Below are 12941 nucleotides of genomic sequence, written 5' to 3' on the forward strand. Positions count from 1 at the left end.
CGCCTCCTGACTGCGATTGGCGACAAGCTACACCGGCGTCGTCATCAGCGTGGTGGGCCGATCTCAAACGGACGGCGCGCGGGCGATCCAGCTCACCGTCAGATGTTGTCGGGAGCGAACACCGCGTACATCCCGCAGTTCATGCCGCGGGCGCAGTGACGCAACCATCCATCCTGGAAGTTCGTGTACCGACGGTGGAAGCCTTTCGCCGCTTTCGGCGACTTGTTCCACACGACGAACGAGTTGTGCTTGCAGGGCGAATCCGAACCCTTGTCGAACTGGTCGAACTTGCGAGAGTTGCCGACCTTGCGGTGGAAAACTTTCTGGCCGGCAGTGAGCGCTCGAGGGGCGTACGGGTCGGTCGCGGCCGCCTCTTCCAGGTCAGCAAAGGCGACGGCGACAGCATGGAAGATCTCGTCATACGTGAGAGTGCGAGCCTGAATCTCGGTGGACGAGATCTCTTTGCCGTCATGAGTGAGCGGGGCGATTCCTTCATACGGCTCGAACCGGATGACGTGCGCGGTGCTGTCGGAGACTGTGCCGGTGAACGTCGGCTCCCGACGGAAGCTGGGCTTCACGTCGAAGGCATGGGCGAGAAGTTCGATGTCACTGCGCCAGGTGTCGGGGGCGCTGTCCGCACCGATGGCCGTGAGATCACCGAGCACAGTCACCGATGTGGCCGCGCTTCGCGGGTTCTGCCGGGTCTCGGGGAAGTCGCGCAGCATGCGCATGTGCTCCGTCATCACCCGCCCGAGATCGATGTCGTCGGTCATGTCAAACAGGTCACATGCAACCGCGACGCAGGCAGCAGCTGCTGGCAGACGGTCGCGAGAATCGGGGATCCGTTGCCATGGGGTGAGGCGGACATCGACGGTCACCAGGATCTCGAAGTCGTTCTCCGTGGGGCGTTCGAAGAGAACGGCCTGGCGGACGAGCGTGTGTTCGCCGTCCGCCTTCTGCGAGGAGAAGCCCGGGGCAGTGAGCAGCTGCGGGAGAAGTAGGTCAGCCAGATCTTTTCCGGGCCCCGCCTCGGTTAAAGCCTCCTCTAGCGCTGCTCTGATGTCATCGACGAACCCGAAGCTCGACTTAACTTCCAGATGAGAACGGATCAGGTCGGTGGGCCTTTTGTTCGCAACCCACGCATCCACGAAATCCTCCGGGGCGTCGGGGACGCCACGGAGGTCGAGGAAGCTCAGCGCGCCGCGAACAGAGCGCGCTTCGGGTCGTGCCACCCGCTTAGCTTTCCAGCAGGTATGCGGCAGGAATGGACAGCGCCATCAATTCCGCGGGACTCATCTGGTCGATGACCTTGTGCAAACGGGCTCGGAGCGCCTCCGCTCCGGTGGCGACCGAATTGCCACCGGCCGAGGGAACCGGAGGAGCGGCGGGGGCCGTGGCCTGGGTATCGGTGACGGTCTTGCGCTTGGCCGGCTGCTCGAGGATCGAGGAGGGAGTGAGCGAATGCAACGACGCCCAGGACGTCGCATGCTCGATCACCCGGTGGCGGAGCCTGCTTCGCCATGCCGGCGCCAGGCCCAGCTCTCCGAGCGCACGCTTGAAGGCGCCCGCGAGGCTGCCCGCCAACGCCTCCAGCAAGCGGTCGCGGGCCTCATCGTTCTGTTCTCGAGCGAACTCGTCCATCCATTCCAGCTGCGTCTCCATCGGAATAGGCTCGATAGGGACGAAGCTGTCCGGCTCGGTCTCCCAGAGCGGGTTGCCAGCGGCGTCAGTGGGAACGAAAATCGCGCGGTTCCGCTTGCGGTCCCAGAAACGCGAGCCCACGTCCCAAGACACGATGGTCGTCCACAGATCGTGCTGGATTCGACTGGGGGCAGAGACGGGGATAGCGGTCGGAGCGGCTCCGGCCGGGAGGATGCGAGTGTGCCCGTCGACGAGCTCGAGCTCGAACCGGCCGGAATCTCGGCCAGCCTTCAGCAGGTCGATGAACTTCTTGTAGCCGTAGCTGCTTTCCGTGAAGTGTCCGAGTTCACGGATGAGTTCGAGCTTCGCCTGGGCGCCGAAGAACGGGCGCTCCTCGCTGGCGCGGGTTCGTGCCGTACGCGCAAGGGCGTCGAAGACGGCGTTGATGGGGACGACTGAATCTGACATGAGAACTCCAAGGCGACATGGAAATAGCCCTCACCGAGGGCGAGAGCTATTCCGAAAGTCTTGAAATCGTCTACGAATCACGTCAGTGACCTCACCCCTCTGGGGGTACTCCGTGGAGCTGGCGGTCCTGTCCGATCCTTGTACTTTGAATCTTCGAGAACCAGAAGAGCGGGCTGAGGCTGGTTTCGTCTCCAACCAGGCCGGCTAATCTGAGGTATGTCAGTCCCCTGCGGGCCGACGACCAGTGTTTTGTTTTGCGGAGACTGCTTGTGTCCGCTTGTGGTTATCGTAACCGGCACGCGTCGCGCCCGTCAAGTTGACGCGTCCCCTATGCGGCAGGTGTTTCGCTGAGGCGTGTGCCACGTATGCAACGGAGTTCTGTCCGATGTCAGCCGGGCTCGGAGCGGAGGATAACCCCGCGGACATCGTCGCTCGAGTCGCCGGGTCGTAACGCAGAGATTGCTCGACTCGATGAGCACTGGTCCGGCTGGGCGGAGACGCTGTCTAAGGCTCTGAGCGTGCCGACAGTGTGGACAGGGAGCCGACAAGATGCCCCTACTCGCGGCTGTGTGCTCGCCCTCCCCCTGTGAGCGAAACCCTCTATCCTCGTTTCTCAAATTAGAATAAAATGAATACGATTCGAGGGATGCAGACCATGGAAACCGCGCCAAGCCCGTTCACACCTGGGTACGGGAAGAAGCCTGCCATCTTCGGTGGCCACGGACAAGAGCTGTCGGAGCTGAGGGAAGTCTTCGACACGCTCGACTTCGGCGAGAATCATTCCGTGCTCGTATCCGGCCTCCGCGGTGCTGGCAAGACATCGTTCCTGACCACGCTTCAAGACGCTGCGCGGGACGCGGGGTGGCTCGTCATCAGCGATGATGCGAGCGCGGGCTTGATGAGTCGAGTGATGGACTCCACCATTCCCACTCTCATCAACGAGATGACGCCGGGTAGCAGGGCGCGGCTGACCTCGCTCGGTATCTGGCAGTTCAACGCGGACATCGAGTACGTCGACCGCCACCGCACAGTCAAGCCTCAGCTGCGTACGGACCTGGTCGCGCTGTCCGCCGCCCTCGAAGGAAGCGGCGGGATCCTCATCACCATCGACGAGGTGTCCTCCGGGAAGGTGCGTCTGCGCGAGCTGAGCAAGTTCGCGCTCCAGGTTTCTCACGCCCTTGAAGACGGCGCCCAGATCATGATTGTGTTCGCAGGCGTCAAAGTCAGCCTGGACGCTCTTCTCGCCGAAGAGCACACCACATTCCTCCGACGCTCACGCGAGGTTGAGTTCGTCCGCCTATCCGCCCAAGAAACTCAGCGCGTGTTCGTCGAGACCGCGGGGATCGGTGGCCGAACCATCGACGACGACGCCCTCGCAAAGCTCGTCTCGCTGTCCCAGGGGTACCCATACCTCGTGCAACTCGCCGGCGACTACGCCTGGCGGAACAACTCCTCCGCGGAAACCATCTCCCTCACCGATGCAACCGTCGCTCACGACAAGGCCATCAGAGCAGTAGAGAGCCGCGTCATCAGTCGCGTCTATGGGGATCTGTCTGACGTCGACCAGAAGTTCCTGAACGCAATGGCTGCGGACGAGGACCGCACCAAGGTCGCTGACATCGTCAAACGGATGGATGTCTCTGACGCGTACGTGCAGGTGTACAAGAAGCGCCTCGTGGAGTCGGGCTACGTGCACGTGGCTGGGCATGGTTATGTTCAGTTCTCGATGCCATACCTCGGCGCATACATCCGCCGGCAGATCGCGGCGGAAGGTGCCGGGGCAGGCAGCGACGGCGGGTGGGCCGCATTCCCAGCCCCCGACCTTCCGTCCTGATGAGACGACGCACCTGACCGGGGTGGACCACACGGGGGTCGCCAGGCCGCGAACACCGCCACGTAAGCGTCGAACCGGAACCCGTCGCAGACGAAACACCCGTCGTCGAACGGCCCGTGACCGTCCCAACTTTATGGGAGGCTTCAGCGTCTGAGCCCCCGGCGCCCTCCGCCTCATCGAGCTGGCTCAGCAAGTCCGTGACCAGAATAGGGATCATCTCTGCGGCCGCGTCCGCGGCAGCGGTGGTCGCCGTGCCAACGAACGCGTCCGGGGACGGCACGAAGATGGTGTGAACGGGCGAGCGGGCTGTCGCACAGGCGCTCGTGGGTCTCTCCCGGATAGAGCTGCGCGAGTTGCTCGCGGACGGCGAGTCAGATCTCCACGGAGACACGGTCATCCTTCAGTCTCGATAGCCCGGTCGGATGTCGTCGTCGACGGCTGTGGTGCCTCTCCACTGCGTGCGCCGATTCCACCGGAGCACCGCCCATCTGTCTTGAGTTTCCGCGGGTGCCGCGTACATCGAAAGGAATAGCGAAGGGAAACGGAAGGAAAGTGATGGAACGGGTGCTGGTTGGAGCCGCAGAAACTCAAGGCAAAACGAGATACGGGAATCCCCCACCAGGGGGTGTTCTCGGTTCTAGAGCTCACATGTTCTCGGATCTAAGACTCCAACACAGAAAGACCGCCGGGCTCACCGGCGGTCTTTCTGTGTTCACCCGCCTAGTGGCAGCACGCGCCGGTGACGCGACCAATACTCGCGGCCGCGCGCCGCACACTGCGGTGGGGCACCGTCTAGCCTCAGTGACATGAACGTGCGCGCCAACGACCCGAGAATCTCGAGGGTGGTCGACACGGTTGCGCCACTCGGGTGGGCGTTCCACGACGGCTGGCCACGTGAAGAGGCCTTGCGCCTGCTCGGCGTTCCGACGGAGAAGCTTGACGATGCCGTCACCGAGCTATGGAACGACCCCGACCAGACCAGACTTCGCAACGTCGGCCTCAAACTGGGCGGGTATGGGCGCCTCCGTAGCACTGACTTCCAGCGGCGTTTCCAACTGAGATCCCTGCTCGTCTTGGAAGCCGCGGCCACCCACCTCGCCGGACACTACGCCGCGGCGACCGCCCTTGCGCTTGCCCAGATTGACGGCCTTACCACTGACGTCATGGGATCCACGTTCTTCCATCACGAGCCGGACCCGACGCGACCCGGGTACACCGACGACATCACTCTGGCTGGCATTGACGGCAACCTCCCTGTCGTAAGGAAGGCATTCAGCGCACCTGTCGACACGACGGGGCGTCACGGGCTTATCTCGCGTCATGGAATCCTTCATGGCCGCGACCTCACGTACGCGACCGCGACAACGTCGACGAAGACGCTCGTGCTTCTCGAGGCACTCGTTGAACGCCTCGCTCGACCTGCCGATGACAAGGCGCGACGTGAACGCCGCCAAAGCGACCAGAAGGCGATGAAACTCACGGGATTCGATGACAGCGGACGGCTCCTAGACACTCGCTGTCTCACCGACGTTTACATGTTTCGAGCCGAGCTCAGCACCGACGTTCACATGGCGATGATGTTCGGGGACACGGACGTCGACTTGGTGTCGACTCGAGCCGACCTGAGGCTGCGGGAGCGTAACCTCCACCGAGGCAGCTTCACATTGCTGCATGCCGGCCCGCACAGGTTCGCGTGGTGGTTCCGTCTTCCCAGCGGTCACCACCTCGGGTCAGCGCACGACATGACGAAAACGACGCCGCCCGTGGAAGTGCACGAGCACACCTGGGATGCTCCCAATCCGCCGACGGCACCGCCATGGGACGACGCGGTTGGGTGGACCGTTACGCCTTTCGGAACCCCTCAGACCGTGAACTGGGAGGACCCGCACTACTACGAGTGACGCTCGCTCAAGACTCAGCACGCGACACGTGCGAGGCGTGGGTTAGAAGCATCCATCTGACCGCCGATACCATGCGGCTATGCCGAAAGCGAGTAAGAGGATCCTGTCCGCGAAGAGGACCCTTGCTCGCAGCGTTGCTGCCGACGTCCGGCGGCGCGCATGGACGCTGGTCGGCGTCGGACTTCTCGTGGCTGCGGTGCTTATCGCCGTCGGGCTGCTGCAGTACTTGCTTGCTGGAGCTCCAGAACCTTCGAGCAGCGAAGCCGAGAGGGCTATCCGCAGCTTTTCCTACGCGCTCGTGATCCCGTTCGCGAAAAGTGCGGGAGTTGTGTTGCCGACGTTTGTTGCGGCGCTACTCGCGTTAGCGGTGCTCGAGGCGACGCAGTTCGGCGCCGCCACCATCACGCAGATCGTCGTGTTCATCGGCTGGCTGGCCGCAGTATGGGGGTGGGTCGCAGGGTTCGCGTTTATCGTCGGAGAACTGGGTGCGGCCGAAACGCTGGCCGCGGCGGTACTAGCGCTCGTCTGCGTCCTGGTCGCCGCCGTCATCGTCGAGGTACTCCCTTTGGGCGCCGAAGTGCGCGCCAACGAGTCCGACTACAGGCAGCAGCGTGTACGCGCGTCGTTTAACGCGCTCCGGGCAGGGTGGGAGAAACGTACAGGCGCACCTCCCGACCTCTCCCGAAGTCGTCCCAACCGCGAAGTTCTCATCGTCGTGGGTTGGTACGCGACGACCCTCCTCATTGCAGCTGGAGTCGTGGGCGTGACCATCGCGGCAGCCGGGCCTGTGGAGGAGGACTTGTTGAGGCTGTTGCTCCTCTACCCGCTGCTGCCCCTTGTGATGCTCGTGTTCTTTCACATCAACGCTCTTCAGCTCGTGCGCCTGCGACCCGCAGAATTGGTGTGGCCTGACCCGGACGGGGCTGTCTACGTCTCGCGATGGTTGATCTTCGCCTTTTCAGCTGTCTACTTAGTTCTCTTCGCAGGAGTCGCGGTCGTAGTTTCCGTGCTGGCCATCAATGGAGAAGAGAATTTCGGAGGGGTCGGGATCGCACTCCTCGTCTTGAGTCTCATGCCGGTCGTGTTCTGGCTCGCTACCTACCTGCCAGTCTTTCGCGGGCCACGCTGGACGTGGCTTCTTGGCACAGCTGCAGTCGTCGCCCACCTTCGCTTCCAGAAGACGCGACTGCGCACTTTCAAGAAGGTTCGCAAAGCGAACACAGTTCTCGCCACGGTGTCGCGTAGCCGTCCCTGAGCTCGTCAAGTGCGCGGCGTCTGAATGCCCCTCTTCGCTACCGCGGTCCGAAGTCGGCTCGCGTTGCGGCGACGACGCCGAGCATGTGCGCGAAACAGCGCCGCGCATAGAGACGTCGTGGTCACCTTGAACCCCATCCCCTTCCCCCTCTTCCTCACGCTTGAGAAGGCTCCGAACTACGGGCACGACATCGCGTCGAGTGATTCGCTCGACATCGCCGGTCATCTCGTCGTGGGCGCCTCCACCCTCGCCCCGAGCGTCGAACCGCAACAGGTCCACCTGCACTGCGCACTCACTGACCGCATCAACGCGGACGCTGTGCGCACGACCGACGGCGAGCTGCGGTTCGAGTACACCGCTGAGCACCTGCGCATCATCCTCGACCTCGCGGCAGGGCACGGCATCCGCGCCTGGGACGCCGCTGCGTTCATCGCCCATCAGGTGCTTCCCGACCTCACCGTCCTCGACTCGGACAAGACCCCCGTGAAGACGCTCGAGGCCCTCCCGAAGCACGATGGTGTCGACCAGGAGTCGTTCCACGCGGCGTCCAACTTCCCGCTGAGCGTCGTCCCGCCCCCATGGTTCCCGAAGGCGGGCATGCCGAACGTCACGGTGAGCGGGTGGCACGGCTGAGGACCGCTGCGCAGGGCGAGCACCACAACGGCGTTCACCCTGCGCAGCTGACCGCGCTCGTCGTCTAACGTCCGGATCCGGGGAACTCAGTGACAGTGATTGCCCACAGGTCCGCGTTGCCGGCGCTACCCCGGACGACGACGCTATCGACCATCCTGACGTCGATAGAGTTCACCGTCCCAGCGTCTTCAGGGGCGGAGAGGCAGAGGTGCTGATTTGCGAGCAGGTGAGGCCTGTCTGCTCTAGTCGCGCTCCGAGGGCTCGACGGGTGCGTCGTCCTCGCTCTGCGTTGCCGTGGGTGGCTGGTCCTCGGCGTCGGAGCGGTCCTTCTCTAGACGCTCGATAATTGCGTGAACGAACTGTTCTGTGGTGCCGCCCTCTTCGCAGAGTTCGAGGTGTTTCGCGACGACGGGGAGCGCAGTGGAAGGGCGGAGAGGGAGTTTTCGACTTCGGGCGATTGCATCGGCGAGTTGAATCCCTTCGATGACATCGTCAACCGAAGGCGACTCTGCGGTGCCGAGAGCAACGAGTGTTGTCACGACAGGGACGGCTGTTTCTCCGGGCATCGCTTCACAGATGCCGATGATTGCGCGTGCTTGCCATTCCCTGACCATCGAAGGTGAGTGCGCGCGCACCTCCTCGATGATCTGCTCCCATGGCTCGATGCTGCCCGCGTCCTGCCACCAGGGGCCGCGCCGGAGAATATCCGCTGCAGGCGCGAGCACGTTCGGGTGGCGTCGGATGCTCGCGATGACTTCCTCGACGGTAACTGGTTGGTCTGCGACTCGATGCTCGACCAGGGTTGCGATGAGCTGGGCTTGCGTGGCTATCGCCTCATTGACTTGTTCGGGCGAGGACGCGTTCTCGAGTTGTGCAAGGTTGCGTGCCTCCAGGATGTTCACGGTCCCGAACGTCTCTACGCCCGCCTCCGCCGCAACCTGGCGGAGTGCGAGGTCGTCAGCCCACAATGGGCGGCCCGTTTCAATCGAGAGCGCTAGGGCGGTTGTCCAGGCGCTGTCCCCGAGGCTCTGGATCTCTTCCGGCAGGTGAGAGGGTGAGGATCGAGAGGTCTGCAGGGTGTCGACAACCTGCACCATCTCTTCGCATCGTTCGAAGATGGCTCTCGCGCGCGCAACATCCGAGCTAACGCCCCACATCTTGCCGTCCGCGTCCATGTGTATTGAGCCGCCCGGCGCCGTCTCCCGACGTGCTTGGGCGGCGGAGGCGATTGCGTCTCGCTTGATCCGTGACGGGATGGTGATGACATTGAAATCGGCGTAGATGCTGTCCCACACGCCGAGCTCGAGGGCGAGGTCGATGGCCGAGAGATCGATGATGATGTCCCCGCCGATGCTCCGCTGCGCGGCCGCAGTTTCCAGCGCGTGACGTTCGCCGTCCGCGTATGAGGCTATGCGAAGGTTTTCGTAGCGCGACGCGAGTATCAGCCCGTAGGGATCAGATTTCAGTTCGCAGAGCAATCCCTGGGGCGCGTTGCCGGTGACGACCTCTCGTGCAATGCGGTCGCGTTCGGGATCGCGGCTCTCGGCGAGAACTGACACGATTTGCTCAACTGCCTCCTCGGTCGTGCCGGAGATCGTTCGCCCGAACATCTCCCCGTACTTCTCTTGCAGCGACGTCATCAGACGTAGCGCCCTGGAATGTAGATCGCCGGAAACGAGCGGCCTGAGGTCATCTGCAGGGCTCAGAAGCTCATCCATCTCTGGATCGGATTCGTCTTCCTCGGATTGGGCACGAGGTGAGCTCGTGGCACCGAAGACGTTGCCGGCGAGTCGGAAGGCGAGCGCCGGTGTGCGCTCCTCGGCCTCAGCGAAGGTAATCGCCTGCGTAGCTGTTACCTCGTCCCACCCGGTCTGGGAATGGATCAGTGCCCAGAGCTCCATGTCGTTCTCGTTGTCGGGCACGTGTTGGTGCGTGTCGAGGAGCCTGCGCGCGAGCGTCGTCTCCCCGGTCGCGGTGTAGCACTGGGCAAGCGACCATACCGGCCGTTCAGTGGTGAATGGATTCTCGTCGACGGCCGCACGAAAGTGCTCGATAGCTTGCTTCCAGCGCGACTTTTCAGCGTGGTATTCGCCGAGAAGAAGGTGCGCGGATCGCTTGTCTTCCCCTGCGAGTCGACCTTCAATGAGGGCGCTGGTGAGGACCGCTATCGCGTCCTCACGCTCGTTGAAGTTGAGATGGATCCACGCCTTCGTCATGAGGAACGACGCCGACTTGTAGATTCCAAAGTACTGGTCAGCGGCAGCAATCGCGGCAGTGCTGGTGTCCCGCCGGCGGAGAATATCGAGAACGATTTCGGCGGCCAGCATGTGCGTACGAGCAAGGCCCCGCAGTGCCGGAAGCGACTTGTCATCACGGTCGCCAGCCTGCGCGACTACGGAGAGTAGGTTGCGCTGCTCGTCGGAGATCGTTGGGACTTCCTGGACGTCAGCGACTGCATCGACCCCGAGAACCGCGAGTTGCAGGACCGCCGCGAAGACGCGCTGGTTGTCTCCCGATTCTCGCCCCTGAGTGACCTGATGACGGTATGCAGCGATCTGGTCTTCACGCGACTCGCGGGGACGGTCTTGGTCGTCGGCGGGCACGATATCTGGGCGGCCGACTCGTAGCGCGGCTTGACGTGCGAGATATCGAATCGTTGGGTCTGTTGCCTCGGGTGGTGTCGCCGTCCCCATCGGCGGAAGCGACGCTTCCTTGATTAGGTCCGCGTACTTGCTCTGGGAGGCGAGGGCGACGAGCAGCACCTCAAGGGTGTCGGCGGTGTGGTCGCTCCACGAACGGTGCAAGCTCAGAGCTGTTCGCAGGTGACTTTCTGCGAGGGTTTGGTCGGACGTCTCTGCGTGTGGGGTGTGGGATCGTCTGAGGAGCGCTTGAGCGAGACGAACGTAGCCGTTGACAGACTCAGGTCGCTCACCGACGACGAGCTCGAGGCGGCGAATCGCTTCGGTGTCGTCACCGTTGTGTAGCGCCTTGGTCGCGAAGTAGCTATGCGACAGCACGTCGCTGCGACCTGTGAGTCGTTGCTCTGCGTGCTCGACGTCGTAACCGAGCAGAGCATTCGCCACGTGAACCGCGGTGTCATCGGGGCTGATTTCGCGGGCCTGATGACCCAGTCGGTGTGCCAGGTCCGGGTCGGAATCCATGACCTGTACGGCGGCGTTCGCGAGATACGCGCCCCGTGAATCGGGGTCGACGTCGGCGAGGCGCTGGAGCACGGTCGAGGCGGCGTCATGGTTCTCATGCTCAAGACAGAAAGTGAGGACCGCGAGCCAAGCGTTTCGTCCGTGCGCGTCGAGCCACTCGGAACGGGATCGCAGAAGCTCACGAACCGCGGCGGTCGGGTCCTCCCTGCCAGCGACGAGATCCGACGCGAGGGCGCCAGCCGCGTAATAGTGCTGCTCTCGAAGCGCCTGCAGATGCTTTCGCACCTCGGGTGACAGCCGGGCCCCGTGATACTCGAACTGCTGCTCGACAACCTTGGAGTACTCGATTGTGAATGACTCCCAGGCATGTCCAGCCTCGCGAAGGTCGTGTGCCTCAGGCACCAGTACTTTGAAGCCCTTGCCGGTGCTGGTCAGCGTCGTTTTGTTGACGATCTGCCAGTAGCACGACCCTGTTCTCACGTCCACGAGGATGAGGACGACGGGAAGGGAGCTCGCCAACCAGTACTTGGCGTGACGAGGCTTCACAGGGAAATGCCATCCACCGGAAGTCGGGGATTTGAACGCAGAGTCTCCGCCCTTGATCTGAGCGGCGACGAGTTTGCCAGTGGGCTTGTCGTCGGCATCCATCGTTTCGATGTGCGCGTCAATCCCGTGGTCGCTCACTTCCTGAGCGCGAAACAGCCACTTCAGCGACCCGATGACCTGTTGCTCGACGAAGGAGACAGCGAGCCGTCCAACTCGCTCGCGCTCAGAGTTCTTGACTGTCACGAAGACATTCCACCATGACGGGACATCGCGCGAGCTCGTGTCGCCAGAGTGGACAGCGTACAGCTCTGAGCGACTGGTGGGGAGGATCGTTGTGCGGCTGCGCGGACGAGGAGCTATGGAGCGCTGGCCGCCTCCGCATCAAACTCCGCGATGAGGTCCGCGGGGATCGATTGGATGAGGTCCTCGACGTCGTTCGGATTGAGGAAAGGTGCGGCTGTCACGTCCACCCACGCATGGAGGCTCCGGGACCACGCTTCGATGGATCGGTAGGCCACAATCCCGATGAGCCGCACGTAGGTGTCGGGAGTTGCCCACGACGTGGACACGTGAAGATGCTCTCCGTGGGCAACGCCGGACAGGCCGCTGTACAAGGTGCCCATCGACGGAATCTCTTCCGCGATTCTCTGCGAGTAATTGAACCGAGTCTTGGCGTGTGAGCGGCCCACGAACACCTGAGCCACATCATCGGTCGGCCGATTCTTCTTGTCGAGAGCCATCGTGACTCGAACGTGCGACTCCTCGAGCTGCGCAATCAGCCGGCTCCGAAACTGTCGACTGGAATCGTCAAAGGAGGCCCTGTTGGAGTCGAATGACCGGAACAGCGCCGCATAAGCACGTGCCGCGCGTTCGTCGGCGCTCAACCCGGATCGAATTAGCCAGCAGCTCGACGCAGAAAGCTCGGCGATGGACCGAGCGATGGTGATAGCAGGCAGCGTATGAAGCGTCTCGAGGTGAACGAGCCCGCGAAGGCCTTCCAGGGTGTGAGAGAAGCGCGTTGCACGACGACTCGACCTGCTTCAGACGATGCCCGTACGCGATGTCGTGGGTTCCGGAGAGGGCAGCGGCGTAGTCGGTCGCGTAGTCGGTTGCAGGCGGCGCCTTGGTTATGCGCTCGGGAACCTTCGCCCCGGCCGTGCGCACGTGAGCAGTGCACTGCGATACGAGCCGCCGCATCGCGTATCCGGCCTGTTGAAACCGTGCGTCATCGTCCTCCGACATGGCCTCATCCTGGCGCATGTCGCAGACATTGAAGCCGCCATCTGATGGACCCTGCTGGTTGCCCTCGGCGGGGGAGAACGCGAGGGCAACCAGTCGGACGCTGAAGGTGGCGCCAGCCCCAGCGACCGCCACGAGGCCCTTCCGCGTTCGCCGCGTTCAGCGTCGCATCCACCGCGTCGCCGCGCAAGGATCCGGCTTGTTTCGTAAGGCTGAACGATGAGGTCATCGCGACCGCGCATAGACGACCCATGACCGAGACA

General features: G+C 63.1%; 8 protein-coding genes. 4 read left to right on the plus strand and 4 right to left on the minus strand.

Going from position 1 to position 12941, the window contains the following annotated elements; all coding sequences use genetic code 11:
• Window positions 1-98: 98 nt before the first annotated feature.
• The gene (locus ACIOU8_RS09170; protein WP_400788360.1) at window positions 99-1232 is read right to left on the minus strand and encodes a hypothetical protein; all 1134 of its coding nucleotides are present in this window, start codon (window positions 1230-1232) and stop codon (window positions 99-101) included.
• A 4-nt stretch (window positions 1233-1236) separates the two neighbouring features.
• A complete protein-coding gene (locus ACIOU8_RS09175) occupies window positions 1237-2109 on the minus strand; it encodes a hypothetical protein (protein WP_400788362.1) in 873 nt (290 codons plus the stop codon).
• Window positions 2110-2755: 646 nt separating this feature from the next.
• Here ACIOU8_RS09175 and ACIOU8_RS09180 point away from each other — a divergent pair.
• The 4 genes from ACIOU8_RS09180 (at window position 2756) to ACIOU8_RS09195 (ending at window position 7732) form a co-directional block, all read left to right on the plus strand.
• Window positions 2756-3943, plus strand: coding sequence for an ATP-binding protein (locus ACIOU8_RS09180; protein ID WP_400788364.1), 1188 nt, complete (start codon window positions 2756-2758; stop codon window positions 3941-3943).
• Between the two features lie 806 nt (window positions 3944-4749).
• Window positions 4750-5844, plus strand: coding sequence for a hypothetical protein (locus tag ACIOU8_RS09185; RefSeq protein WP_400788366.1), 1095 nt, complete (start codon window positions 4750-4752; stop codon window positions 5842-5844).
• A 79-nt stretch (window positions 5845-5923) separates the two neighbouring features.
• The gene (locus ACIOU8_RS09190) at window positions 5924-7099 is read left to right on the plus strand and encodes a hypothetical protein (RefSeq protein ID WP_400788367.1); all 1176 of its coding nucleotides are present in this window, start codon (window positions 5924-5926) and stop codon (window positions 7097-7099) included.
• Window positions 7100-7216: 117 nt separating this feature from the next.
• Window positions 7217-7732 (plus strand): hypothetical protein, encoded by a 516-nt coding sequence (locus ACIOU8_RS09195; protein ID WP_400788369.1) that lies wholly within the window; start codon window positions 7217-7219, stop codon window positions 7730-7732.
• A 242-nt stretch (window positions 7733-7974) separates the two neighbouring features.
• Here the strand turns inward: ACIOU8_RS09195 and ACIOU8_RS09200 are convergent, their stop codons facing one another.
• Together ACIOU8_RS09200 and ACIOU8_RS09205 are read right to left on the minus strand one after the other, a co-directional pair.
• On the minus strand, window positions 7975-11682 hold the full coding sequence (locus tag ACIOU8_RS09200; protein ID WP_400788370.1) for a DUF4365 domain-containing protein: 3708 nt from the start codon (window positions 11680-11682) through the stop codon (window positions 7975-7977).
• 113 nt (window positions 11683-11795) lie between these two features.
• Complete coding sequence (locus tag ACIOU8_RS09205) at window positions 11796-12323, minus strand: hypothetical protein (protein WP_400788372.1); 528 nt, start codon at window positions 12321-12323, stop codon at window positions 11796-11798.
• Window positions 12324-12941 lie beyond the last annotated feature (618 nt).

Source organism: Microbacterium sp. NPDC087589, assembly GCF_044743635.1.
Lineage (GTDB): Bacteria > Actinomycetota > Actinomycetes > Actinomycetales > Microbacteriaceae > Microbacterium.

Coding starts and splice junctions, on each gene's coding strand:
- ACIOU8_RS09175 (WP_400788362.1), bottom strand. CDS start 2,109: ATGTCAGATTCAGTCGTCCCCATCAACGCCGTCTTCGACGCCCTTGCG.
- ACIOU8_RS09180 (WP_400788364.1), top strand. CDS start 2,756: ATGCAGACCATGGAAACCGCGCCAAGCCCGTTCACACCTGGGTACGGG.
- ACIOU8_RS09185 (WP_400788366.1), top strand. CDS start 4,750: ATGAACGTGCGCGCCAACGACCCGAGAATCTCGAGGGTGGTCGACACG.
- ACIOU8_RS09190 (WP_400788367.1), top strand. CDS start 5,924: ATGCCGAAAGCGAGTAAGAGGATCCTGTCCGCGAAGAGGACCCTTGCT.